We start from the raw sequence: 22,684 nt of genomic DNA, 5'->3' as shown, positions 1-22,684 counted from the left end.
TCGCGCCCGGGGACCTTTCAGAAGTGTGTCTTCTTCCCGAAGGACTTCGTGTCCCGCATGATGACCCGGTCCCCCGCGCCGTACTCGGTGACCACGCCCGTCAGGCCGTGCTGGGCCCTGACGGCGAACCAGCGCTGCGTGGAGCCGGCGACGCGCACCAGCGGCGCGTCGGACGATGTGCCGTCGGACCAGCGGATGTTCACCCGCCGGATGTCGTCGGCGACCGCGCCGACCAGCGTACGGGTCTGCCCTATCCGGGATTCGGGGCCGATCAAGACGCCCGACACACCCGACGCCACGGTGTACGGGCTGGTGGTGGCGGCGGACTGCCCGGCGTCGTCGTAGCTGGGATTGGGGTAGCGCTCGCCGTCGAGGCTCCCCGAGACCTGGAGGTGTTTCTGCTCGAACTGCGGTGGCACCCAGCTGTCATCGATCGGCCCCCAGCCCGGAGGGAACTTCTCGTCCGCGGCGATGGCGCGCAGCTGCGCCAAAGCCTCGTCGTGCGTGCGCGGAGCCGGCCACAGCCGTGCCGACACCCTCCAGGTGTGGCCTTGGTTGTCCGTGCCCTGCCCGATCACCACGCTGGACGACGGCTTCATCGGGTCGGCCGCCGGAGGCGTGGTGGGCTTGGCCGGTGCCGGTCCCGCCTTACTGGCCGCAGGAGCGGACGCGTGGTGAGCGGCGGTGCCGGGGAGCGCCACTGCTGTTCCGACCGCGGTCACGGCGAGCGCGGCGGCCCCGGCCAGGACCGCTCGGCGCCTGACCAGCCTGCGGCGACCACCGCTGATCAGCGACGTCGATGACGGGGGCGGGGGCAACGGCTCGCTCTCCGCGAGCCGTGCAAGCAGGGTGCCGACGGCGACGGCGTCGTCATCGTGGGTCATTCGATGCCTCCGGTAGGGGTGAGGTCGCCGAGAGACGGAGCCAGGCGCAGCCGCGCGATGCCGCGGGACGCCTGGCTCTTGACCGCGCCGACCGAACAACCCATGGCCGCCGCGGCCTGGGTCTCGCTCAGGTCCTCCCAGTAGCGCAGGACGACGGCCTGCCGCTGGCGGAGCGGCAGTGCCGCGAGGGCAGCGAGCAGCTGTGGGCGGGTCTCCGCCCAGCCGCTCCCTGCCGTGGCCGGTTCTCTCGGCTCGGGCACGTCCGTGACCAGCGACTCACGCCGCCGGCGCCGCAGAAAGCGGGAGTGTTCGTTGATCATGATCTTGTGGACGTATGCGTCGGGCTCGTCGGCACGCCGGACGCGCGACCAGGACACGTAGACCCGTTCCAGGGTCTGCTGGAGTAAGTCCTCGGCTGCGTGCCGGTTTCCGCAGAGCAGGAAGGCAGTACGGAACAGGTGCGTACGGCGGCTGGCGGCGAAACCTACGAAGTCCTCGTCCCGGTCCGTTGGTCTGTCTCTCATCGGCGACCTCCTCACCCCATTGAGTCGCCGAGAACGGCAAACCGTTGCCTCGCCCTGTCAGGTCGACAATCCGGGTCAGCCGTCGTAGTCGTCTGTGTACTGCGGCCCGCCAGGCTCGTCCTCGCACCCCTCATAGTGCCCTGGCGCTCCGAAGTGGGTGACGGCCAGCACGTAGGACTGCGGGATCGCGTCGCACCCCTTGGCGCTCCACCGGTTCGCGGTGACCGACCAGATGAGGCATACCAGCAGCACGATCCCGATCCGGGTGGTGCGACGGCGGATCCACGGGCCAGCGGTGCTCTCGGGCATGCCCGTGATTGTCCGGGGCGGCCGCTCCGCGCCGTGGCCACTTCACCGACCCGTGACCCAGCCGATGAGGTGGTCAGACCGATCCGTCAGCCCTCAGGCCGCAGCTGCTGACGCGCTGCCACAAGCCGCTGGTCACAGTCGGGCGCGAACGGGTCAGGCAGTACGTGTCCAACGTCCCGGCCGGGTCCGACTCGGCGGAGCCCTCCACGATCAGCACCATGGTGTCCGTCCGGGTGGGATGGTACATGGGTACCCGCACTGTTCAGGGACGAGGCGCGCACATGCGGTGCAGCAGCGGTCGCGGGTGCAGCGGCCTGGTGCGCCACTCCGCGGTGAAGGTGCCCGTGCGAAGCACGCACCGCAGGTCCAGACTGTGCGGCGTCTCCAGGAAGCGCACGGTGGCCGTGAGCGTGTCCTGATCCGTCCACCCGGCGCTGACCGCACATGGCGGGGTCCCGGGGCCGCCTTCGGTCGTGGTCCAGCCGTCGGAGCCGAACCCGAGGCCGAAGCGCTGCCCGCCCTCGGCGAGGTCCAGCACCCAGCCCGCGCCACCGTCGTCCCCCGAGCTCCCGGTTCCGTCCCGGTGCCGCAAGGTCACCTCCGTGAGCGTCGGCTGGTGGGCACAGGTGCCCCCCTCGGGCACGAACCGCGCGCCCGCCCACGGCCCGGCCCCGGCCAAGGGCGCGGCCCGGCCCGCCACGGGCGGCAGCAGCAGCCGCGACAGGCGCGACCGCAGCGACGCGTCGTCCGCCTCGCGGCCCGGCAGCGGAGCGTCGCCGAACGCGGGCAGCAGGTGCCTCCAGACCGCGTCCAGCACCTCCTGCATGTCCTGGGTCTGCGAGGTCAGGGCGAGCACCGCGTCGTACTCCGGCAATATCACGCAGTATTGGCCGTACGCCCCGTCACCACGGAAACCGTGCCGGGACATCCAGAACTGGAAGCCGTAGCCCTGCTGCCAGTCGGAGTCGGCGGCACCCTCCGCTGTCCCATCGTGGTTCGACACGTGCGAGCGGGTCGCCTCGGCCACCCACTCGGCGGGAAGCAGCCGCCGGCCCTCCCAGACTCCACCCTGGAGGTGGAGCTGTCCGAGGCGGGCGACCGCGTCCGTCGTGGCGTGCATCCCGCTGAAGCCCAGGTCGCGCCCGGCAGGGAACTGCTCCCAGACCGTCTCCGTGATGCCCAGCGGGTCGAACAGCCGCTTGCGCAGATACGCGGTCAGGGACTGCCCCGTCACCCGCTGCACGATGGCACCCAGGGTGTACGTGCACGACTGGTTGTAAGCGAAAACCGTGCCGGGCTCGCGCTCCGGCGGGAGGGACAGGAACCCGCGCACGGGCTCGGCGCGGTCGGCTGGGACCGCACGGTCCCACGTCTCGGACTCGTGCCCGCTGGCCATGGACGCGATGTGCCGCACCAGCATCGACCGGCTGCGCTGATCGGTGATCTCCGCCTCGAACTCGGGAAAGTAGGACACCACCGGGGCATCCAGATCGATCAGGCCTTCAGCGGCGGCCGAACCCGCCGCGACCGAGGTGAAGCTCTTGCTCAGGGAGTACAGCAGCTGCGGCCGGTCCGCGGTGTGCGGCGCCCACCAGCCCTCGGCGACCAGGTGCCCGTTCCGCAGCAGCATGACACTGTGGGGGTCGATCCCGGGCGCCGCTTCCAGCGCGTCGAGGAATGCGTGGACGCCGCGCGCGTCCACGCCCTGTGCGGCAGGCGTGCTGCTGGGCAGCGAGCTGCCGACGTGGGTGCCCATGTCACTCCTCCACGATGAGATGATCGTCCCCAGTCCACCCAGCAGGACCGGTACGTGTCAACGTCACCGGCCCCCGCCCCGACGTGGCGACAGCCACAGTCCGTCCCGCCCTGGTGACCTCAGCCGCGGATCGCGCCCAAGGCGTCGGCCTCGAATGAGAGGTCCATGCGATGAGGCCGCGGAGGGGGATGCGCCGCGCATGCATCGAGCGCGGGACGAAAACCGGAACGAGCGGACAGGAGAGCCGGGAAATACGGGAAACACACCCGCGGATCCCACTGTTCACAAGGATCCGGAATTCGTCTCACCATTTCATGGCCGCGAAGCCCGCAGCAGCGCGAATGGCGGTCCGGAACGCGTGGCGGAGCTTCCGGGACGGCCGCAGGGATCGAGTTCGGCAAGAATCGCGTCCGGGCCAGGAAGTCCGGCCCGCCGGCCCGTGAACCGGGGGCGCTCTCGCTGCCCCCGGCAGGCCGTCCGCCCGTCGGGGCGCCGTCTGACCCTGGAGTTCGCCACTCGTCGCCGCGGTCCAGCCGTTTCCGGGGAGCGGTCTGCGCGAGCAGTCCAATCCGGCCCCAGGTACTGCGGCGTCCGCGCCGCGCAGCGGCCTGAAGTGCGTGACATTCCGGTACTTGTCGGGTTCTTCGACTTCGTCCATGCGCAATTCCATGAACAGTGTCAGTCCCTGGGGTTACACTTCGATGACCAGAACCGGTCGCTTCTTCAAAACCGGTTCAGGGATTCATTGTTTGAGATCCCATGGGGGGATTCGTGTCCGAAACACAGCCGGTACGGCCCAACAGCCGCCGGCGTCTTGTCGCTGCCTGCACAACCGGAATCCTTTCCCTCGGCGCATTCGCACTGGGGACCGGTGCCCAGGCGGCCGAGCCCGGAAGCCACAAGACCATCGAGCGGCACCCTGCCGCCGCGTCGCACGCGCCGCACATCGCCGCACCGAAGGCGGCGCGGAAGTCGAAGCCGGCGGCGGGCACCGCTGTACAGACACCGGCGCCCATGCGTTACGACATCGATGGGGACGGTGTCGCCGACCAGCTCTACCGCGGTGTCGACCGCAACTGGTACAACTCGCTGGCCACCGAGGACGTGAACCTCGGCACGGGCCCGTCCGACATCGGCCTCGTCGACGTGCTGACGCCGGGCGACATCGACGGCGCTCCCGGCCCCGACGTCCTGGGCCTGACCGCGAGCGGCAAACTGGAACTGTTCAGCTCGACGAACTTCCCGAACACCGCGGGGTGGACCAGCACCGGCTGGAACGTCTACAACAAGATCGTCGCGGTGGACGACATCACGGGCGACGGTCGCGCCGACATCGTCGCGCGCACCTACGACGGCAAGCTCTACCTCTTCGCCGGCACCGGCAACGGCAGCGCGCCGTTCCAGGCCCGCACACTGATCGGCGGCGGCTGGGACGTCTACGACCAGATCATCGGCATGGGTGACCTCGACGGGGACGGCATCAGCGACCTGATCACCAGGGCGCTGGTCGGCGGCAACATCTACATCTACAAAGCCACGGGCAACGCGGCCGCACCCTACGCCCCCAAGCTGCAAGTCGGCGGCGACTGGGGCACGTACAACCAGATGATCGGGCTGGGCAACGACGCGTCCGGAACCGGCTTCATGGTCGGCAGGGCCTTCAACGGCGACCTGTACACCCACGTGCCGAACGGCGTCGGCGGCTTCCAGGAGCGCTACGCGAGCGGCTCCGGAGCCAACGTCATCGACCTGATGGCCGGTATGGGGGGCATCCCGGCCTGGGGCAAGAAGGAAATGATCGGTTTCAACTCCGCCGGCACCCTGTACGACTACATCCCCGACAACACGGGCGCGCTCTACCCGCGGGTCCAGGCGAGTGAGACCGGCGCCTTCTCCGGTGTCTCCGACTTCGCTCTCGCCAACTCCCTTTCGGACAGCGGCCGCGCCGAGCTGCTCTACGTCGACGGCGGCACCCTGTACAACGCCGACCGCGACGCTCCGATCACCACCGGGTGGAACGCCTACAACACCACCCTCGGCCCCGGTGACCTGAGCGGCGACGGCAAGGGCGATCTGCTGGCCCGCACCACCTCCGGCGACCTGTACCTCTTCCGCGGCACCGGCAACGGCCTGACCTACGCCACCCGCCAGCTCGTCAGTGGCGGCTGGAACGTGTACAACGCCATCGTCGGGGCGGGCGACGTCGACGGTGACGGTCGTGCCGACATCCTGGCCAGGTCCACCGACGGCTCGCTCTACGAGTTCAAGGGCACGGGCAACGCCGCAGCGCCGTTCGCGCCCCGGATCAACCTCGGCACCGGATGGGGCGGATACAGCATGCTGGCCTCGGCCGGCGACGCCGACGGCAACGGCCGGGCCGACCTGCTCGTGGTCGACCCCTCCACGGGCACGCTCAACCGCTACAGCTCCTACGGCGACGGGCACTTCACCGGCCCCGTGGCGCTGGGCGGCGGCTGGAACACCTACACCAAGCTGTTCTGAGCCCGTAGCAACATCAACGGACGGCGCCCGCACCTTGGTTGGTGCGGGCGCCGCTTGTCGCTGCACCACTCGGCACCGCGATCGGCCTCGGCATGCCGTGCATCGACCGCAGCTCAACCCACCCCAGGAGCAGGGCGGTTGCAACTTCCGGGTTCGTGCGGTTGGTCAGGTAGTGACCGGTTGGGGTGCATAGCAGGGCAGACGCGGGCTTTGTGATCATTGTGGTGTCTACTGAGCTTTAAGGTGTGGTGTCGTCGAGGGCTGACAGTTGTTCGGTCCGGCGGTACGTCTGTTGTGTGAGATATGCGCAAGGTGGCGGGTTGACCGCCGGGTGTAGAGCGGTGCGAGAGCAGCTGAGGATGGAGGCCGGTGAGCGGTTCGCCGTCGGCGACGACAACGCGGTGATCGCCGAGGAGTTGCGGGTGCAGTTGTCCGTAGCCGGCCCTATCCGGCGTCCTGTGCCTCGATCAGGTCGAGGTCGCGAACGCAGAAGCCGTGGTGCTGGAAGGTCTCGCTGAGCACCGTGCCGAGGCACTGCCGCACCAAGCGGCCCCGGGCGTATGGCGGCCAGACATCATCGTCGGGCACCGGCGCTCGCGCTGCGAGCTGCACGGCGGTGACCTCGTCGAGCCAGGCCTCGAGCTCGGCGGCCTGCGCGTCACGCACGCTCACGATCTCGTCGAGGGCCGGATCGAGCGAGAGGTCGAGCCCGTGCTTTCCACGGTAGGGCTCGACGGTCGTCCCGATGCCCATCGGTGTGAACAGCTCCGTCGAGCCCAGGCAGCAGCGGCGGAACCACGAGTCGTGGACGAAGACCAGGTGGCGCATCGTCTGCACCGCCGACCACTCGTCGTTCACGCTGCGGCGCTCGATGCCGGGCGTACGGCGGATTCGCTCGATCGTGGCGGACCAGCCGGCATGGAGCTGACGCGATGCCTCACGCAGATCGTCAGGGTCCTCGGAGCGGATCAGCACCCGCACTGGATGACGCCGGTCGAGCTCTGCCTCAACGTACTCGGTGACCTCGACACCATTCACCTCGAGGTTGGTGACGAGCCCGTCGATCACGGCATCCTGCATGACGACGCCGATCAGGCGTGCCCCGGTCAGATCGCACTCGCGGAACTCCGCACCGTGCAGATCCTCGTCGATATATCGTGTCATGCTCCGGATACTAGGTCCGAGCACCGACAAGCCAGCCTCCCCGGTTCGGCCGCTCCCTGCGGACCGCCGGGGACGGCTGGTACCAGCTTGAGGTCATGGCCAGGTGAGGATCCGGATCCGGAGGAGCCGAAACGAGGCCCGGCCGAACATGGCACGCTTGAGCATCTTGATCTTGAACGTGTCCTTCGACCTTCCCGGCAGGGCTTGAGCGAGTTCCGGGGTCGGGCGGTGACCGGTTGGGGTGCATAGCAGAGCAGGCATGGGCTTCGTGATCGTTGGGGTGTCGAAGCTCAACGATCATGAGGTAGCCCGTGCCTGCCGCTGTATTTTCTCCATCCCCGCAGTCCTGGTGAAGCTGGGTCGCTCGGGGTGCGTCGGCATCCGCTGCGGTGGCGTCGCTCTCCCTCACGGACCACGATCGGCCGCGTACTGGCGGCCTGCCCCTGCTCGAACCGCCGGACCTGGACGGAGCTCTCGTCACCTTCGACGCGCTGCACTCGGTGAAGGCGAACGTCACCTGGCTCGTCGAGACCAAGAACGCCCACTACATCGCCATGATCAAACGGAATCAGGCGACCGCCTACCGGCAACTCGCCGGCCTGCCCTGGCCAGAACAATCCGCGACCAGCCCGAACGAGCCCTCCCACTCCTGGGCATCACCAACAAGCCTGACGCTCAGAGCACTTGATCAAGCCCTGACCCAGGAGGAGAGAACATCCCGCTGAGACGATCACCGGATGGCCGGCAAAGGGATCCGGTTCGACTGCCGGCACCCCGACCAAGGTGTTGCCGCCAGGCCACAGATGTCCCCTAACTGCCGACACAAAATGAGATGAGGGATGGTCTCAAGTCGGCGAGGATCGCTCTGTACCCGCCGACGAAGGGGCAGTCATGGGCGACGGTGTCCCGAGGGAGCTCATCTCGCTCGCTGATGACGAGGGCAACAGCGTCGCTGTCAACGTTCACGGACGTAACCCCAGATGGACCGCCGGGCTCGACGCGGAAATCGTCGTCAAGACGCCCTTCGTGTCCGGCCGAATCCACCTTGGGCTGGACGTCGGGCGGTTGAAGAAGTGGGCCGACACGCTGGACCGACTTGACGCCGGCGAGGATGCGGCCTGGATGAAAATGAGCAGAGGGCCGTCCATCGTCGTCCAGCTCACGGGCGAGCGTGACTGCCCGGAGGTGGCCGTGGAAGACGTGTCAGGGTCCATGGTCACCGTACGGGTCCCGCTCGTCCCGCCGGACGACTGGATTGCCGACCATCGCCGGCGTCTGCGCCTGGTGATGGATCACTGGGTGCCGATGCTGTCAGGGTAGGAAGCTGCCTGCGCCGAGACCTGTGCGCCCTGGCCTCGGAGTACCCCTGGCCGACGGGGCGTTGATTCTCCACTCATGGTGCACACGGCTCGTGCCGGCGCGGCAGATGCAGCTGCCGCCTCTCGCTGGGCCGTCCTTGTGGACCAAAATTTATTGACCTGCGCAGGTCAGCGCCCTTACTGTCTGCTCTCCCGCCCGGTTTTCCGGTGCGAAGGATCACCGGTCATGGACCGCACATTTGGGGAGAATCATCGTGCACTGGTACGTCGACGTGCTCAAGAAGTACGCCGTTTTCAGCGGCCGTGCCGGGCGCCAGGAGTTCTGGATGTTCACCCTGGCCAACGTCTTCGCGGTGATCGTGCTGGCGGGCATAGGCCTTTCCACCGGCACCATGATCCCTTACTACCTCTATGTTGCCGCGATGCTTGTCCCCAGCATCGCGGTCACCGTCCGTCGACTCCACGACATCCACCAGTCGGGATGGATGATGCTCCTCGGCGTCATCCCCGTACTCGGCGGGATCGCGCTGCTCGTCCTCACCTGCACCGAAGGCGACGCCGTACCCAACGCGCACGGCCCGAGCCCCAAGGCCGCGCCCGCACACCTCTGACCTCGCGCTCCGCCGGCACCGGCCGCTACCGCCTCGCCAGCGCACGGAGCCGATCAGAAAAGCCTGCTCGAGCATGCGGGAGCTGTGCCCGATGTCCGAGCGAGAGGAGTCGAAGGCGGCTCCATGAGCAACCCGCACAGCGGGCGCCCACGATCGGCAGGACCGTGCGCGCCCCGGACGCAGGACAGCGCGTTCACCCGTGACAGGGTTGCTGCCATGACAGATGGCGCGGCTCCGGGCAGTGAGGTTGTACTCGAGACAGGTCGGCTGCTGCTCAGACCTTGGCGGGTGGCCGAGGCCGCCGTCCAACGTGAGCTGTGGACCGAACGTGATCCACGAGTGCCGGCGCACCGCCGAATCGACGCCGCCGGACACCCCACGGTCGCGGAACTCGAGGATTCGATCCGCAACAACCACCTGTGGTCGACGGGGTTGCCGGCGGTCGAGCGGAAGGGCTCCGGTGACGTCATCGGCTACTGCGGGCTGGTCGACAGTGGGCGAGGGTCGGCAGCGGAACCGGAGCTGGCGTTCGAACTGCTACGCCGGGTATGGGGTCACGGGTACGCGACCGAGGCCGCGTTGGCGGTTCTGGACTGGGCGAGGGCATCCGGCCATGAACGTCTGTGGGCCACGGTCTGGGACTGGAACACCGCTTCTCGACGTGTGCTGGCCAAGGTCGGATTCACTGAGACCGAGCAGAAGGAAGTGGATGCACTGCACGGAACCAACCTGTTGGCCACCATACGGCTCTGACCTCCGCTACGGCGGCCTTCCATACGGCCCGCGAGGTCAACGGAGGCTTCTGCCCGTGGTGTATCGCGGATGGAAGCGCGGCTCTGCGCAGGTGGTTGTGGGCATGAGCCCTGTCTGCGTGCAGCTTGGCCGGGCGCCGGCGACGCGGGCCGCACCGGGTGTCAACGCTTCGCGAAATGTGACCCTCTGGCAGTCTCCGGAAATTGCCCCCTCGGGCGTGATGCCCCGGTGGTGGTCGGCAGTCGTCAGTGGTGGATGCCAGAATCCGTCTGTGCCAGACGCCGACTACTTCTCCGCCGCCGATGACGCGACAGCTGTCGCCGTGATCGGGGCAGGCGGCCCGACACGTGTTGGGCTGGACGTGATCTTCCTCAAGGACATCGATCCGGTCGACGCCATCACCCAGCTCGAAGCGATCATGACGAGCTGCAGCTATGAGGAGGCCGGCAAACGGCCGCGCGTCGGACAGCTGCTGTCGTCCGCAGAGGTCGACAGCCCTTTCGTGCTGACCGTGTCGGACACCCTGTGCGACGTCCTGGCCTCCACCACCGAAGACGGTGTCGTGGCCGCAGCCGAGGCCTGGTCTTCGGCCGGTGAGGTCCGTGGACTTGATGCCGCTACGGCAACAGTGATCGTGGCGGCACTCGTCGGCCTGGCCAAGCGTGCTCGCTCCGCTGACCTGCGGCTGTATTGCTTCTGGACGCTGTGACAGGTCACTCCCCGCCCTGCCCGGTCCTTCGTCAGCAGCTCGCGGCGGCCCCGGGTCCGGCAGGAGTCGCGGTGAGGTGAGGACTTCGGCTTTGACGCCGAGGCCGATGGCCAGGTGCGTCTTTCCGATCCCGGGCGGCCCGAGCAGGATTCGTGAGGCAGGTGAGCGCTGCCGTCGCTGCCGGTCGAGCGCGAGGGCCTCACGCATCCTCGCGGCGGTGACCGCGTGGCCCGGGTCGGTAACGACCTGCTGCCTGACCCAGTTCCGGGCATGGCGGCCGACGACCCTCCCGTCGCATGGAAGGCGACGGTGTCGACGCGTACGTAGTAGTCCCGGCCGAGCCGGATTCGGTGACTCAACCCGATCGGCGGGACGACCGGCGGCAGCTGGACCATCGCCCGGTAGTCGGTCCCCAGCAGGTCGACAGAGCGGCCCTCGATCGACCGGACGATGCGGTCGTTCGTGCGGACAAGCCAGTCCTGCAACTGCTGGTTGAAGTCCATCGGGGAGGCGAAACGCTCAACGATCACCGGGGCCGGCATCCGCGGCCATTCCTGCAGCAGAGAGATTCCCGTAGTGCCTGGGGGTCAGTTTTCACCAGGCGCCGGCACCGGGAGCGGATCGGTGGAAGGCCGCGGACCAGTCGGGTGAGGGCCCGGCGGTCGCGGGGCCGGGGTGGGAAACTTGGGGCGCCGGAAGGGGGAAAGGGCGTGCGGCAGTCAGTGGGTTACGGGGACGCCGTCGTGCTGCTGGGGGGCGACCCGGCAGGGCTGGCGGGGCTGGACCAGGCGCTGGGCGGGGCGCTGTCGCTGGCCACGGGAGGTGCCAGCGACACCGTGTTGAACCTGGCCGGCGCCCAGGGCCGCATCCTGCGGCTGGGGCGGGACGTCCTGGGGCGGCTGCGGCAGTCGCTGGGGACCGCCGACCGGGCGGACCGCAGCCGGCGGCTGGAGGCCGCGCACGCCGTGCTGGTGGTGACCGCGTATTTCGAGGTGCTCGGCGAGACCGACCTGCCCTTCGAATGGACCGACGTCCGGATGACCCGGTAGGAGCAGCTGGCCGTCGCGGGGGGAGGCGGTGCCGCCGCGGCGCGGGACTTCGCACGGGCGATGGTCGAGGTGGACGCGCCGGTGCCGTCGCCGCACGTGCCGTTCGAGGACGTGCTCGTCGGCCTCGGCGCGTGGTACCTGTCGCTCTCGCGCCGGCTGGTGGCGTTTCTCGGCGGGCTCGCCTTGTGGGACGCCCTGGACGCGACGGCCCGCACGGCCGCGGAGGAGGCCCTGCTCCACATCGACGAGCCCGCGCTCGGCCGCTACCGGGAGTTGTACGCGCGGCTCGCTGTCGAGGTGCCCGAATTCGGCTTCTGGACCGGCCGGCTGGAGCACCAGGCCACCCGCGTCACCGTACGGCAGGCGCTGGCCGGGCTGGAGTCGCTGCTCGCCCAGCTCTCCACGACGGGCCGCCCCGCGGATGTCGCCGCGGCCCTCTCCACCGCTTACCGCGCCGCTCTCACCCGGCCCGTGCTCGCCGAGGGCGATGTGCCTGCCGGCGTGGTCCTGCCATGCGTCGAGGAGGGCTATCTCGATCCCCGGTTCCGGGTCCTGGCCGTCGGCGCCGCCTCGGGGGGCGGCCCCGCCGAGGAGGCCTTGTGGCGCGAGGCCGAGGTGCGCGACGACCTGAGTACGTATCTGGCGGGCGCCTTCACCGGCCCGGACGCCACCGCGGCGCCGCTCCTCGTGCTGGGGCAGCCGGGCGCGGGCAAGTCCCTGCTGACCAAGGTTCTGGCGGCCCGACTGCCCGAGGCCGGATTCCTGCCGGTTCGGGTCGTGCTGCGCGAGGTGCCGGCAGACGTCGAGATCCAGGACCAGATCGAGTACGCGATCCGGTCGGCCACCGGCGAGCACGCCACCTGGACCGACCTGGTCCGGGCGGCACCAGGCCGGACTCCCGTGGTGATCTTCGACGGTTTCGACGAACTGCTGCAGGCCACCGGTGTCAGCCAGTCCGACTTCCTGGTGCGTGTCGCGCACTTCCAAGGGCGCGAGGCCGACCAGGGCCGTCCGGTGATCGCCCTGGTCACCACCAGGACCGCGGTCGCCGACCGCGCCCGCTGTCCGCAGGGCACGGTCGCGCTGCGCCTCGAGCCCTTCGACGAGCCCCAGGTGCGTGCCTGGCTGGACATCTGGAACGCCACGAACGCGCGCCACCTGGCGGCGAGCGGCCGGCAGCCGCTCGCCGCCACCACCATCGCGCACCACCCCGACCTCGTCGCCCAGCCACTGCTGCTGCTGATGCTGGCCCTCTACGACGCCACCGACAACGCGCTGCTGCGCACACGCACATCGCTCGACGAGGCCGACCTGTACGAGGACCTGCTCACCGCCTTCGCCGCGCGTGAGGTCCGCAAGTCCGCCGTGGCGCCGCGTGACGGCGAGATGGCCGCGCTGATCGAACGGGAGCTCCAGCGGCTGTCCCTGGTCGCCTTCGGGATGCTCAACCGCCGACGCCAGTGGGTGACCGCCGCCGAACTCGACGAGGACCTCATCGCCCTGCTGGGCCGCCGCCCGGCCGCGGAGTCCGGCTTCCGCGGCGCCCTGGACCAGGCGGAGATCGCCCTGGGCCGCTTCTTCTTCATCCAGCGCGCCCGGGCCGTTCGGGAGGCGCGGCACCTGGCCACGTACGAGTTCCTGCACGCCACCTTCGGCGAGTACCTTGCCGTCCGGCTGGCCGTACAGCTGCTGCACGGTCTGCTCGCCCGGCGGCCCGCCCTGCTGATGGGGCCGGAGGACGTGGACGACGACCTGCTCCACGCGCTGCTGTCGTACGTGCCGCTGTCCTCGCGGCAGATGCTGCGCTTCGTGCAGGCGCGCGTGGACCGGCTGCCTTCGCAGGAGCGGGTGGGCATGACGGAGCTGGCCGTGCGGTTGATCACCGCGCACGCGCAGCGCACCCGGCACGGGCACGCGGACTACCGCCCCGACCCGGGGCGCCCCACCTCGTCGCGGCACGGGACCTACGAGGCGAACCTCGTGCTGTGCGTACTGGCGCTCACCGGCGGCTTCCGGGTGAGCCTGATCTTCCCGCGCTCCGAGGACCCGCCGGGAACCTGGCACCGTCGCGCACTGCTGTGGCGGTCGTCCTTCGACGAGGAGGAGTGGACGGGCTTCGCGCTGGCCTTGTCGCTGGAGCACACCTGGGTGGGAGAGCGCCGCGAACTGGTGGTCCGGCCGGCACCCCAGGACGGTCCGATGTCCGGGGAACCCGCGGACATGTTCTGGGAATACGGCATCCCGCCGGGCGCGCGCCACGGGACGCTGCGGTGGGACCGAACGCACTGGCGCGACCTGATGCAGAAGGCGGACGTCTCCGGGGGCACGAACGACACGGCGGTCCGCCACGCCCTGGAACCGCTTGTCGACGTCTTCGGCGACGAACTGCTCGCCTTCACCGGATCGGGCGATGACGCGGCGACCTCGATCGTGCACGACGTGCTCCGGATCTGGACGGCCGACGGCACGGTCTCCGGGGATGAGCTGGCCCGGCGCTACCGGCGGTGCCTGCTCTGGACGGGGTTCCTCCCCGCGGGGCGGGCAGCGCCCTTCATACTGCTGCGGCTGCTCGCTCGCGACGCCGAGCGGCTGACGCCGGACCTCACCGCCGAACTCCTGTGCCTGCTCGTGTCCGACAGCCTCGAGCGCATCGCCGAGCCGGCCACGACCGCTGCGGTGAAGGCGCTCGCCATGCGGCCGTCCCCGGCCACTCGCGACTCGCTCATCCGGGTCGCCCGCGCCGCTGCCGGCGCATTCCCCTTCGCCGATCCTCGCACCTGGAGGATGTGGGTCCTCGCCCACGACCACGGCGTGGGCGTCGAGATCTGCGGCCGCGCGGACCACCTGCTGCGCGTCGGGATCCCCGACACGTTCGGCCCCACGCTCCGTCAGCAGGTGGTCCGTGTCGTGGCCGCCCACTACCTGCACGAATCGATGCCCACAGATCTCCGACACGCCGCCGACGAATATCGCGCCACCCACTACTCCCCCGTCCCGGATCCCTCCCCACCCGCGAGCAACTGACGTGGCGCGTTCGGGGGCACAGGCGTGTCCCCGCGGGGGAATCGGGCCGTGGCGCGGCGGGTGGGCCGCGCTATTCGTCGCCGGAAGGCCGTTGTCGCGCAGCCACTTCGATCCCACGGACACGGCGCAACCACGCGGCGAGGCCCATCAGCGCCAGCCCGCAACTGCCGCACCAGCCCCAGCCGTCGGTGAGCAGCGCGTCCAGGCCCAGCCTGATGTCGATGTACACCGCCTGAGCACCCACCGCCGCCGCAATGGCCGCCTGTGCGCGCGAGGATGAGGCCAGCACCCAGTCGACGGGCGTCCACACCCCGCCCACCATCCTCCTGGCGCGGGCCCTCGCGGCAGAGGTGAGCAGTCCCCAGGCCATCCGCCGCCCCCTGGCGGCCGAGATCTCGGCAGCGCCCTGCAGGTCGGCGAGCCGCCCTTCGCCGGCGTCCGGCCGCCCGTCCAACCTCCTTGCCATCGCCACCAGTCGGCGGCGGCCATGGTCGGTCTCGCTGAGTCGCCACGCTGCGGCGGCGACGTATACGAGCGGGATCAGCAAGCCGACGATCAGGAGGAGCAGCATGCCCATTGCGGACGGCTCGTAGGCGTGGCCGTCGGAAGAGCATCCGTACCAGCCCTGCGAGGGGCCCGCAGGCACGATCACGTGCGGGTCGCAGTCGGGGGCGCTCACCCTTGCGCCGCCGGGCGGAAGGTGACGCGGCGTCGTGTGCGCCGGGCCTCAAGGGCGGCTTGCGCCGCTGCGCGCCCGGTGCCGGTCAGCCGGTAGTAGCGACGGGCGGGCCGGCCCGGGTGCGGTGTGGTCTCGTCCTGGCTGGTGACCCAGGCGACACCGGTGAGCCGGTCGAGGATGGGGTAGACGGTGCCGGAGCCCAGGTCGGCGTCCATGCAGATGGACAGGCCCCAGGCGGGGTTGTCGTCCGTGGCGGCGAGCAGGGCTTCGAGCACCGCGATGGTGGGTTTGGTGAGCCTGATCGGTGCGGGCATGCCACCAGTAGAGCATATATCGAGTACGACAGTCGGGTGATTGGGCACTCTCCCGCCGACGGCGCGGTCGCGGCCAGCGTCCCCGCCGTCACCGCTCGAAAGGCACATGCACGCCCACCAGGCCGTATGCCACCCTTGGCCATGCCGTCCCGCAGCCGACGCCTGCCTCGCGACCTGTCGTGGCCGCTCACCGCGACAGACATCCGCTCCGCACTCGGCGAGCAGGAATCCGACCTCGTCGAGCTGCGCTTCGGCAACGTCCCGTACGACGACGGGACTTTGCTGCACGCCGACTGGACCCCGCCCCTGTCCTCCAACTACGGCGCCGGCGTGCACCCCAGCCTGTGGAACAGCGTGGCGATCCGCGTCGCCCCGCTCCCACCCGGCGAACGGGCCGCGGCGCGCCGGATTCTGCGGACGGACGCACTTCCCGAACTCGCCACCTGGATCCACGCCGCCCGACGTGCCCCCCAGGGCTGGACCCTGACCCGGCACAGCCGCTCCTGGCGACTCGCCGGAAGCATTACCGTCCACCGCGACGATCGGCAGCCCTACCGCTGACCGACCTCGGCCGCCGGCGATCCTCGGCGGGACTCATCGACATTCGCTGGGAGACGCGGCCCTGGACGGATCGCAAATATCATCATCGGATGGACGACACCCCCAGCGTATTCCCGGCCACCGTGCCCGGACTGCGCGCTGCGGCAGGCCGGTCGGGCTTCACCATGTCGTGTGACGCGCGAACCGGCGGCCTGCTGGCGGTGCTTGCCGCCGCCCGGCCCGGTGGCCGCGTTCTCGAACTCGGTACGGGTGTGGGCGAAGGGACAGCCTGGCTGCTCAGCGGCATGGACGATGCCGCCCGTCTGATCAGCGTCGAACTCGACATCGCGGTCCAGACCGTGGCCCGCGAGCAGCTGGGTTCCGATCCACGGGTGACCTTCGTGGCCGGAGACGGCGGGGAATGGCTGGACGACTACGACGGGGAACCGTTCGACCTGGTGTTCGCGGACACGTGGCCCGGTAAGTTCACCCACCTGGAACGGGCTTTGGAACTCGTGGCCCCTGGCGGGACCTACCTGATCGATGACCTGCTGCCCCAGCCGGACTGGCCGGAGAGCCACAAGGCTTCCGTCAAGCGCCTGCTCGGCGAAGTGGAAGGGCGAGGCGACTTCCGCTCCGTTCGCATGGCTTGGGCCAGCGGGCTGCTGATGGCGGTCAAGACCCTCTAGGCCGGACTCCGCCGGGCCGAGCCGAAGCCGGATGACGAACCCGAGGTGCGTCGGTCGGCAACCAGGAGGCTCGCCACGGCTGCGGCTGCGAGCCGGTGAGCGGGCAGGCCACGGGGTGTCCGCCTATCGGGTGAATGCCGCCTCCGGCTCAAGAAATCCGGGCAAATGCGCGCGGTAGTTGCCTGCGGAGCGTGATACATCACTACTCAGTGTCATCAACACACACACGAGAGGTAAACCAATGCGTATTCGTAGCGCTATGGCCGCCGCCGCGCTGGCTGCCGTTGCTGTCCTGGGCACGGCCACCATCGCCACCGCTGACGCCGGTGTCCGGCAGCAGGCGCAGTGCCAGAGCCACGACCTGAACGCCGATGTCCTCGGTGAGGTCGGGGTGCTGAACGGCCTCGCGGGCAACATCCTCAACGGCGAGGGCAACCCGGGCGCCCAGGCGACCCAGGTCGGCTCCTCCGCGGGCTGCAACAGCTACGCGTTCTGACAACACCTCGTGAAGGCCGCCAGTCCGGATGATCCCGGCCGGCAGCCTCCATGAATCCTCACCGGCCGGACCCCGAGCCATCGGGGTCCGGCCGGTGAGCGAAAGCGTCAAGGACACCCACCCGCAGGCAGGGGTCGGGGCGGCCTCGCTCGGCCTCACTCGGGCCCGCTCGGCTGCCGGATGACGCAGCTCTTCTTCTTCCGCGGTTCCTCCGTCGCGCCGTCTCACCGAGCCCGGTCGCGCCCCCGTGCATGGGGACGCGGCGGCCGTGTGGACTGAAGATCCCGCGCAGCACCCCGTGAGGTTCGTTCAACGGCCCGACCGTTCGTCCTGCCAGTCCAATTGCGACTCCGGTACGCCGGCGGAACGGGCGTGGGCCTCCGCCTCCCGACGGCCTTCGGGCCGGCCAGTCGGATAACGGAAGACCTTGTCGGCGAAGACCACGAACGCCTCGGCCGTCGTGTCGTCGTTGACGTACCAACCGCCCGACGGGGCCAGGCAGGCGGCGAGTCGGGCGGCCAGAGGCTCGGCATCGGCCTCATCGGCTGCGAAACCCGGCAACGTCCACCGTCCTGATTGGTCAGCCGCGGCGCCGGAGACCAGGGCGCGCAGGCCGGTCAGTACCAGATGCGGGAGGACAGCAGTCCCAGGCCTGCCGAGGCGGCGTGTCTCCACACCCGCAACGGCTGATCGAGGATGTCGGCGGAATCCTTGTGGCCCGGCCAGTCGTCGATGCGGTCGAGGACCTGCTCGCGCTCGGCGGCGGGAAGTGCGAGCACGGACTCGACGGCGTCCAGATGCCTGCGCACCTCGGCTGCGGTCAGGACCGCGTCGCCCGCCCAGCCGGGCAGCACCCCGGCTCGCTTCGGGCCCAGCCCATGGAACAGCGCGGTCACCGGATTGTCCTTGCGCACCGAGGCCAAGAAGGGCTCGACGGACTCGTCGAAACTCTCCCACAGTCGCATGACGTGGAGTTCCCGCGAGTTCTCCAGGGCGTCGAAAGGCGATGCGTTCAGCATGTCGTCCAGGTGGTGCGCTTCATCGGTGTTGTAGCCGTCGGGCCGCCAGACCTGCACCGCACCGCCACCACGCGCCGCGTCCCTCTCCCAGCGCGACCAGGCCTCCCGTGCCGATGCCCGCTCCCCCATCTCCTTGATCACGGGCAGCGCCACCCGGGCGATCCGTGCCACCTCCTCGTCACCGAGTGCCCCAACCGCCCACCAGCAGGACGTACTCATGCCGCTGCCCCTCCCCAGTACGACACCGCCGGCTCCGGGAGGCCGACGGATCCGACGGCGGACGGCCGGCGATCCCCCACTACGGTGCGACATGCCGGCGACCGCGGCGCGGACCACCTCGTCCTCCAGGAAGGCACGATAGCCGCGGTGAGTGGGCCAGGGGACGCGGCCTACTCGGCGTCGAGTTGGTGGTCGGCCCAGACGTAGCCTTCGGGGAGCAGCTCCGCAATGGGGACGGATCGGACGCGGTCGTCATTGCCGACGATGACGTCGACGTCGGGGAAGTAGTCCAGGAGGACTTGCCGGCACCGGCCGCAAGGTGGGACGACCCCCCGGTCGCGGTCGCCCACGGCGACGATCGTGTCCAGTTCGTAGGCGCCCTGGGCAGCCGCGGTGCCGATGAGGACCAGTTCGGCGCAGGGGCCGCCGGTGAAGTGGTAGGCGTTCACCGCGGTGATGATCCGGCCGTCGCGGGCACGGGCCGCGGCCGCCATGGTGTGGTTGTCGCCCCGGCAGCGAGTGCACGCGACATGGGCCGCGGCCTGGATGAGTTCGTGGTCGACGTGGTGGGCTTGTGTGGTCATCTTCTCTGCCTCCGTCGGGTCTCAGGCGACGTTTTCCCGAGTCCGCCATGGCGCGCAAGTGAGTATCGGCGGTTGCCGCTTCCGGCGGATGACGCGGCGGCAGCGGCGGATCGTGCCGGACCGCTCTTTGCGGCAGGCGGATTCGGCACGGCCGAGGAGCGGGCTGATCAGCCGTGGGCGGACGGCTCGTGGCGGACGACGGCTTCGGCCAGCCGTCCCACCTCGAAGACGGCAAGGGCCACGCGGAACTCCGGGGCCAGAGAATCCCAGAGCTCGTCCGAAAGCTCCTTCTTGCCGACGGCCTCGGTCCTGGCCTCCAGGAACGGCTCACCTGTCATCACGCGGTGGCCGTCGGAGCTGTAGGTCGTCATCAACACGGCGTCCCCCGGTTCGAGGTCCCGCACGGTGACAGTGAGGACGTCGGCGGCCGTCCTGCCGCCGCGACTTCGGCGTGCGGCTGCGAACCACGCCTGGCGACCGGCAGGAAGGCCGGCCACCACCGTGATGCGCGGCGTGAAGATCGGCGGGTCGGGCTCGTACTCCAGATCTCCCAACGCCACTGCCGGACTTGCCTTCCGCTGCAAGCGGTCGCACACTTCAGCGACCTGCTCGCCGTTGCCGAAGACGAGCCACTCGTCCTTCTCGCGGGCCGCCACGTAGTGCCGCAGCGGGTCATGGTCCGACGCGGCGGTCGGCGAGACGATCAGTTCCCCGTCGCCGCGGCGCAGTGCGCGGGCTCGGGACGCGGCGCTCCGCCCGGTGAGGAAGTATCCACCGCACAGGGCTCCGTCGAGAGTCCGCGCCCAGACCACGCCGCGCCCCGGATACCGGTTCTTCCCCACGACCTCGCGTACCTGGTCCACCGGGCCGCACCTCTCCTGTCGCCGACCGATCACGTGGCGCGCACTGCTCTGCCGCTGCCATCCAACCGCATCGGCGCGGCCGGGGTGTTCACGGCGGGCGGCGCCAACCGTCGACGGACCAGGTCGACCCGATCGGCCGCCGGCTCGGACGGGGTCTCGGCTGTCCGCGGGCCGCGCTGGGTTCGCGGGATGAACCAGCCTCCGGCACGGATTCCCGCGCTCCTCGACGGCCCGGCGGCCGACGTCTCCGATGCGCATGAACTGCTCCTGGGCTACCTGGCACGTCGGTCACCCCGACATCGCCCGTGAGCTGATCGACGGCAAGACAGGCGAGTGACACGGGCCGCGGGCCGGTGACGGTGGTCAGGACAGGTCGACCGGGCTGCGTGCGGCGAGGTCGGTGCCTGTGCTCGCGGGGGTCTCCTGCACCGACGGCCGGGGGCGCGGGGGGGTGTTGCGTACGAGCCAGGCGGTGCCGAACGCCACCGCTGACAGGATGACGGAGCCGGCGAGCACACCGTGCAGGCCGCTGGTGACGGCCTCCCGGACGGCGTCGCGAACCGGGGCGGACATCGTCCGCAGCGACGCCGGTGTCAGCTCTCCGACGGCCGGCCGGTCCCTGGCGTCGCCGCCGAGCCGCGCTGCCAGCACGCTCTTCATCCGGTTCGCGTAGACCGCGCCGAGCACCGCGACGCCCAGCGAGCCGCCGATCATGCGGACGAGGGTGACCGTTCCGGTGGCGGCGCCCATGTCGCGGGGCGGGGCGCTGTTCATCGTGGTGAGCAGGGTGCTCTGCATGAGGACGCCGATACCGAGGCCGGCGAGCAGGGTCAGCGCCGAGGCGGCCGCGGTCGTGGTGTGCGTGCCGAGGAGCAGCAGCAGGAAGGTCCCGGTGACCGTGGCGGCCCCGCCGATGGCGGCGACGGTACGGCTCCCCGGACCCCGGTCCATGATCCGGCCGGTGCCCAGTTGCGCCCCGAGCATGCCGAGCATCAGGGGCAGGAGGAGCATGCCGCTGGCCGTGGAGGACGCGCCCTGGACGAACTGCATGTACTGCGGCAGGTAGTTGACCACCGCGAGCAGGACGGCGCCGACGAGGAAGCTGACGAACTGCGCCAGGGCGAAGTTGCGGCTGCGGAAGAGCCGGGGTGGGATGACCGGCTCCGCGGCCCGCCGCTCCACGCGGACGAACCAGGCCAGGGACACCGCGGCGGCCACCTCGAGGGTGAGGATCCGCGGTGATGTCCATGCGTCATGGCTGCCGCCCCAGCTGCCGAGGAGGGTGAGCACCACGATGGCGACGGTGAGCAGGCCCGCGCCGAGGTAGTCCACGCGGGCGGCGGTCCTGGTCGTGCGCAGCCGCACTCCCTTGCCTGCGGCCAGCAGCGCGGCCAGGCCGATCGGCACGTTCACGTAGAACGCCCAACGCCAGCTGAGGTGGTCGGTGAGGAATCCGCCCAGCAGCGGACCGCCGACGAACGCGACGGGGAGCATCGTCGCGATCGTCGACTGCGTGCGGCCCCGGTCCCGCGCGGGAACCAGCACGCCGATGACCGACAACGCCCCCACCATCAGCCCGCCGGCGCCCAGCCCCTGCAAGGCGCGGAAGGCGATGAGCTGACCCATGTCCCGCGCGAGCCCGGACAGGACGGATCCGGTCAGGAAAAGCGCCACCGCGGAGAGATAGGCGCCCTTCCGGCCGAACAGGTCGCCGATCTTGCCCCACATCGGGGTGGCCGCCGCGGCGGTGAGCAGGTAGGACGTCACCACCCACGAGAGGTGGTCGAGGCCACCGAGGTCGCCCACGATGGTGGGCAGGGCGGTGCTGACGATCTGCCCGTCCAGGGTGGCAAGGAAGATGCCCAGCATGAGACCGAAGACGCCCGTACGGGACAGGCCTTGGCTGCCGGTCGCATGTCCGGCGAGGTTTTTCACGACTGCTCCCTTCCGGAGCCGCTTGGGGCGGGTGTCAGACGGCGTAGGGGTGGACGCGCTTGGCGTCGATGAGGGCACGGGCCCACCAGGCCAGCTGGTCGAGCATGGACTTGGCGGCACCATCGGCCGCCGGGTCCTTCGTCCTGCCCTCGGCGTCGAACCTTTCACCGCAGTTGTGGAAGCTGACGGTGTTGCGGATGGTCACGGCGTGCAGTTCCGCCAGGACGACGCGCAGATGCTCGACGGCGCGCAGTCCGCCGGACAGGCCGCCGTAGGAGACGAAGCCGACCGGCTTGGCGTGCCACTGCGTGTTGTGCCAGTCCAGGAGGATCTTCAGCGAGGCCGGGAAGCTGTGGTTGTACTCGGGTGTGACGATCACGAAGGCGTCGGCCGCCGCCAGCCGCGGTGAGACCCGCGCCAGGAGTTCCGGGGCTCCTTCGGGCAGGGGCCGGCCGAAGGCCGGCAGGACCGCGGGCAGCGGGGTCTCGGCCGGATCGATGTGATCGGCGGTCATGTCGGCCCGCTGGGCGATGTGGTCGAGCAGCCAGTCGGTCACGACCGGTCCGAACCGGCCGTCCCTGGTGCTGCCGGTGATGACCGCGATCTGAAGACGGCTCGTGTCTGTGCCCGTCATGGAAACCCCCTCGGTGCGTACAACGTATCCTCAGCGTACAACGTACACAGTGGTGTGTACGTTGTCTAACACTGATACGATGTACACCAGCAATCGACGGAGGGAGCC

The 22,684-nt window shown here is 70.0% G+C and carries 23 protein-coding genes and 2 pseudogenes; 10 read left to right on the top strand and 15 right to left on the bottom strand.

Annotation, left to right across the window (positions count from 1 at the left end; genetic code table 11):
• Window positions 1-17 precede the first annotated feature (17 nt).
• The 5 genes from ACGFMP_RS17130 to ACGFMP_RS17110 form a co-directional block, all read right to left on the bottom strand.
• Window positions 18-884: a hypothetical protein gene (locus ACGFMP_RS17130; RefSeq protein ID WP_393673193.1), complete on the bottom strand. Its 867-nt coding sequence runs from the start codon at window positions 882-884 to the stop codon at window positions 18-20.
• Window positions 881-1,408, bottom strand: a complete 528-nt coding sequence (locus tag ACGFMP_RS17125; RefSeq protein ID WP_393673192.1) for a SigE family RNA polymerase sigma factor — start codon at window positions 1,406-1,408, stop codon at window positions 881-883. Before ACGFMP_RS17125 ends, ACGFMP_RS17130 begins: the two co-directional genes overlap by 4 nt.
• Before the next feature lie 75 nt (window positions 1,409-1,483).
• The gene (locus ACGFMP_RS17120; protein ID WP_393673191.1) at window positions 1,484-1,717 is read right to left on the bottom strand and encodes a hypothetical protein; all 234 of its coding nucleotides are present in this window, start codon (window positions 1,715-1,717) and stop codon (window positions 1,484-1,486) included.
• Between the two features lie 73 nt (window positions 1,718-1,790).
• Window positions 1,791-1,964, bottom strand: a complete 174-nt coding sequence (locus tag ACGFMP_RS17115; protein WP_393673190.1) for a hypothetical protein — start codon at window positions 1,962-1,964, stop codon at window positions 1,791-1,793.
• Window positions 1,965-1,979: 15 nt separating this feature from the next.
• The gene (locus ACGFMP_RS17110; RefSeq protein ID WP_393673189.1) at window positions 1,980-3,473 is read right to left on the bottom strand and encodes a serine hydrolase domain-containing protein; all 1,494 of its coding nucleotides are present in this window, start codon (window positions 3,471-3,473) and stop codon (window positions 1,980-1,982) included.
• A 1,014-nt stretch (window positions 3,474-4,487) separates the two neighbouring features.
• Here ACGFMP_RS17110 and ACGFMP_RS17105 point away from each other — a divergent pair.
• The gene (locus ACGFMP_RS17105) at window positions 4,488-5,975 is read left to right on the top strand and encodes an FG-GAP repeat domain-containing protein (protein WP_393673188.1); all 1,488 of its coding nucleotides are present in this window, start codon (window positions 4,488-4,490) and stop codon (window positions 5,973-5,975) included.
• Window positions 5,976-6,419: 444 nt separating this feature from the next.
• Here the strand turns inward: ACGFMP_RS17105 and ACGFMP_RS17100 are convergent, their stop codons facing one another.
• A complete protein-coding gene (locus ACGFMP_RS17100) occupies window positions 6,420-7,139 on the bottom strand; it encodes a DinB family protein (RefSeq protein ID WP_393673187.1) in 720 nt (239 codons plus the stop codon).
• A 389-nt stretch (window positions 7,140-7,528) separates the two neighbouring features.
• Here ACGFMP_RS17100 and ACGFMP_RS17095 point away from each other — a divergent pair, with 389 nt between their 5' ends.
• The 5 genes from ACGFMP_RS17095 to ACGFMP_RS17075 all read left to right on the top strand — a co-directional run bounded on the left by ACGFMP_RS17095 (window position 7,529) and on the right by ACGFMP_RS17075 (window position 10,531).
• Window positions 7,529-7,864: a hypothetical protein gene (locus tag ACGFMP_RS17095; protein ID WP_393673186.1), complete on the top strand. Its 336-nt coding sequence runs from the start codon at window positions 7,529-7,531 to the stop codon at window positions 7,862-7,864.
• A 166-nt stretch (window positions 7,865-8,030) separates the two neighbouring features.
• Window positions 8,031-8,459, top strand: coding sequence for a DUF5959 family protein (locus ACGFMP_RS17090; protein ID WP_393673184.1), 429 nt, complete (start codon window positions 8,031-8,033; stop codon window positions 8,457-8,459).
• 238 nt (window positions 8,460-8,697) lie between these two features.
• On the top strand, window positions 8,698-9,069 hold the full coding sequence (locus ACGFMP_RS17085) for a DUF805 domain-containing protein (RefSeq protein WP_393673182.1): 372 nt from the start codon (window positions 8,698-8,700) through the stop codon (window positions 9,067-9,069).
• Window positions 9,070-9,285: 216 nt separating this feature from the next.
• The gene (locus ACGFMP_RS17080; protein WP_393673181.1) at window positions 9,286-9,822 is read left to right on the top strand and encodes a GNAT family N-acetyltransferase; all 537 of its coding nucleotides are present in this window, start codon (window positions 9,286-9,288) and stop codon (window positions 9,820-9,822) included.
• A gap of 271 nt (window positions 9,823-10,093) precedes the next feature.
• Entirely contained in the window at window positions 10,094-10,531 is a 438-nt protein-coding gene (locus ACGFMP_RS17075; RefSeq protein WP_393673350.1) for a hypothetical protein, read from the top strand.
• Window positions 10,532-10,702: 171 nt separating this feature from the next.
• Here the strand turns inward: ACGFMP_RS17075 and ACGFMP_RS17070 are convergent.
• Window positions 10,703-11,049: pseudogene (locus ACGFMP_RS17070) on the bottom strand (IS21 family transposase); the annotation flags it as partial.
• A gap of 129 nt (window positions 11,050-11,178) precedes the next feature.
• Here ACGFMP_RS17070 and ACGFMP_RS17065 point away from each other — a divergent pair.
• Window positions 11,179-14,604: pseudogene (locus tag ACGFMP_RS17065) on the top strand (NACHT domain-containing protein).
• 70 nt (window positions 14,605-14,674) lie between these two features.
• Here ACGFMP_RS17065 and ACGFMP_RS17060 read toward each other — a convergent pair.
• Window positions 14,675-15,181 (bottom strand): hypothetical protein, encoded by a 507-nt coding sequence (locus tag ACGFMP_RS17060; RefSeq protein WP_393673179.1) that lies wholly within the window; start codon window positions 15,179-15,181, stop codon window positions 14,675-14,677.
• Between the two features lie 98 nt (window positions 15,182-15,279).
• A complete protein-coding gene (locus ACGFMP_RS17055; protein ID WP_393673178.1) occupies window positions 15,280-15,597 on the bottom strand; it encodes a PadR family transcriptional regulator in 318 nt (105 codons plus the stop codon).
• Between the two features lie 141 nt (window positions 15,598-15,738).
• Here ACGFMP_RS17055 and ACGFMP_RS17050 point away from each other — a divergent pair, with 141 nt between their 5' ends.
• The 3 genes from ACGFMP_RS17050 to ACGFMP_RS17040 all read left to right on the top strand — a co-directional run bounded on the left by ACGFMP_RS17050 (window position 15,739) and on the right by ACGFMP_RS17040 (window position 17,322).
• Window positions 15,739-16,158, top strand: coding sequence for a hypothetical protein (locus ACGFMP_RS17050; protein ID WP_393673177.1), 420 nt, complete (start codon window positions 15,739-15,741; stop codon window positions 16,156-16,158).
• An 89-nt stretch (window positions 16,159-16,247) separates the two neighbouring features.
• On the top strand, window positions 16,248-16,826 hold the full coding sequence (locus ACGFMP_RS17045) for an O-methyltransferase (RefSeq protein WP_393673176.1): 579 nt from the start codon (window positions 16,248-16,250) through the stop codon (window positions 16,824-16,826).
• Window positions 16,827-17,067: 241 nt separating this feature from the next.
• Window positions 17,068-17,322, top strand: a complete 255-nt coding sequence (locus tag ACGFMP_RS17040) for a hypothetical protein (RefSeq protein WP_393673175.1) — start codon at window positions 17,068-17,070, stop codon at window positions 17,320-17,322.
• Between the two features lie 309 nt (window positions 17,323-17,631).
• Here the strand turns inward: ACGFMP_RS17040 and ACGFMP_RS17035 are convergent, their stop codons facing one another.
• From ACGFMP_RS17035 to ACGFMP_RS17010, 6 genes are all read right to left on the bottom strand, one after another.
• Window positions 17,632-17,883 (bottom strand): hypothetical protein, encoded by a 252-nt coding sequence (locus ACGFMP_RS17035; protein ID WP_393673174.1) that lies wholly within the window; start codon window positions 17,881-17,883, stop codon window positions 17,632-17,634.
• Window positions 17,884-17,939: 56 nt separating this feature from the next.
• A complete protein-coding gene (locus ACGFMP_RS17030) occupies window positions 17,940-18,560 on the bottom strand; it encodes a hypothetical protein (protein ID WP_393673173.1) in 621 nt (206 codons plus the stop codon).
• A 170-nt stretch (window positions 18,561-18,730) separates the two neighbouring features.
• The gene (locus ACGFMP_RS17025) at window positions 18,731-19,144 is read right to left on the bottom strand and encodes a cytidine deaminase (RefSeq protein ID WP_393673172.1); all 414 of its coding nucleotides are present in this window, start codon (window positions 19,142-19,144) and stop codon (window positions 18,731-18,733) included.
• Between the two features lie 167 nt (window positions 19,145-19,311).
• Window positions 19,312-20,007, bottom strand: a complete 696-nt coding sequence (locus tag ACGFMP_RS17020; protein ID WP_393673171.1) for an IMP cyclohydrolase — start codon at window positions 20,005-20,007, stop codon at window positions 19,312-19,314.
• 363 nt (window positions 20,008-20,370) lie between these two features.
• Window positions 20,371-21,942 (bottom strand): MDR family MFS transporter, encoded by a 1,572-nt coding sequence (locus tag ACGFMP_RS17015; RefSeq protein ID WP_393673170.1) that lies wholly within the window; start codon window positions 21,940-21,942, stop codon window positions 20,371-20,373.
• 34 nt (window positions 21,943-21,976) lie between these two features.
• Window positions 21,977-22,576, bottom strand: a complete 600-nt coding sequence (locus ACGFMP_RS17010; RefSeq protein ID WP_393673169.1) for an NADPH-dependent FMN reductase — start codon at window positions 22,574-22,576, stop codon at window positions 21,977-21,979.
• Between the last annotated feature and the right edge of the window lie 108 nt (window positions 22,577-22,684).

Origin of the sequence: Streptomyces sp. NPDC049040 (assembly GCF_043197715.1) — a bacterium.
GTDB lineage: Bacteria > Actinomycetota > Actinomycetes > Streptomycetales > Streptomycetaceae > Actinacidiphila.
The sequence above is the reverse complement of the archived record's forward strand: the minus strand, read 5'-3'. Positions and strand labels throughout refer to the sequence as shown.

Coding starts and splice junctions, on each gene's coding strand:
- ACGFMP_RS17110 (WP_393673189.1), bottom strand. CDS start 3,473: ATGGGCACCCACGTCGGCAGCTCGCTGCCCAGCAGCACGCCTGCCGCA.
- ACGFMP_RS17130 (WP_393673193.1), bottom strand. CDS start 884: ATGACCCACGATGACGACGCCGTCGCCGTCGGCACCCTGCTTGCACGG.
- ACGFMP_RS17105 (WP_393673188.1), top strand. CDS start 4,488: ATGCGTTACGACATCGATGGGGACGGTGTCGCCGACCAGCTCTACCGC.
- ACGFMP_RS17115 (WP_393673190.1), bottom strand. CDS start 1,964: ATGTACCATCCCACCCGGACGGACACCATGGTGCTGATCGTGGAGGGC.
- ACGFMP_RS17010 (WP_393673169.1), bottom strand. CDS start 22,576: ATGACGGGCACAGACACGAGCCGTCTTCAGATCGCGGTCATCACCGGC.
- ACGFMP_RS17090 (WP_393673184.1), top strand. CDS start 8,031: ATGGGCGACGGTGTCCCGAGGGAGCTCATCTCGCTCGCTGATGACGAG.
- ACGFMP_RS17050 (WP_393673177.1), top strand. CDS start 15,739: ATGCCGTCCCGCAGCCGACGCCTGCCTCGCGACCTGTCGTGGCCGCTC.
- ACGFMP_RS17025 (WP_393673172.1), bottom strand. CDS start 19,144: ATGACCACACAAGCCCACCACGTCGACCACGAACTCATCCAGGCCGCG.
- ACGFMP_RS17080 (WP_393673181.1), top strand. CDS start 9,286: ATGACAGATGGCGCGGCTCCGGGCAGTGAGGTTGTACTCGAGACAGGT.
- ACGFMP_RS17040 (WP_393673175.1), top strand. CDS start 17,068: ATGCGTATTCGTAGCGCTATGGCCGCCGCCGCGCTGGCTGCCGTTGCT.
- ACGFMP_RS17120 (WP_393673191.1), bottom strand. CDS start 1,717: ATGCCCGAGAGCACCGCTGGCCCGTGGATCCGCCGTCGCACCACCCGG.
- ACGFMP_RS17100 (WP_393673187.1), bottom strand. CDS start 7,139: ATGACACGATATATCGACGAGGATCTGCACGGTGCGGAGTTCCGCGAG.
- ACGFMP_RS17045 (WP_393673176.1), top strand. CDS start 16,248: ATGGACGACACCCCCAGCGTATTCCCGGCCACCGTGCCCGGACTGCGC.
- ACGFMP_RS17125 (WP_393673192.1), bottom strand. CDS start 1,408: ATGAGAGACAGACCAACGGACCGGGACGAGGACTTCGTAGGTTTCGCC.
- ACGFMP_RS17060 (WP_393673179.1), bottom strand. CDS start 15,181: ATGGGCATGCTGCTCCTCCTGATCGTCGGCTTGCTGATCCCGCTCGTA.
- ACGFMP_RS17055 (WP_393673178.1), bottom strand. CDS start 15,597: ATGCCCGCACCGATCAGGCTCACCAAACCCACCATCGCGGTGCTCGAA.
- ACGFMP_RS17030 (WP_393673173.1), bottom strand. CDS start 18,560: ATGAGTACGTCCTGCTGGTGGGCGGTTGGGGCACTCGGTGACGAGGAG.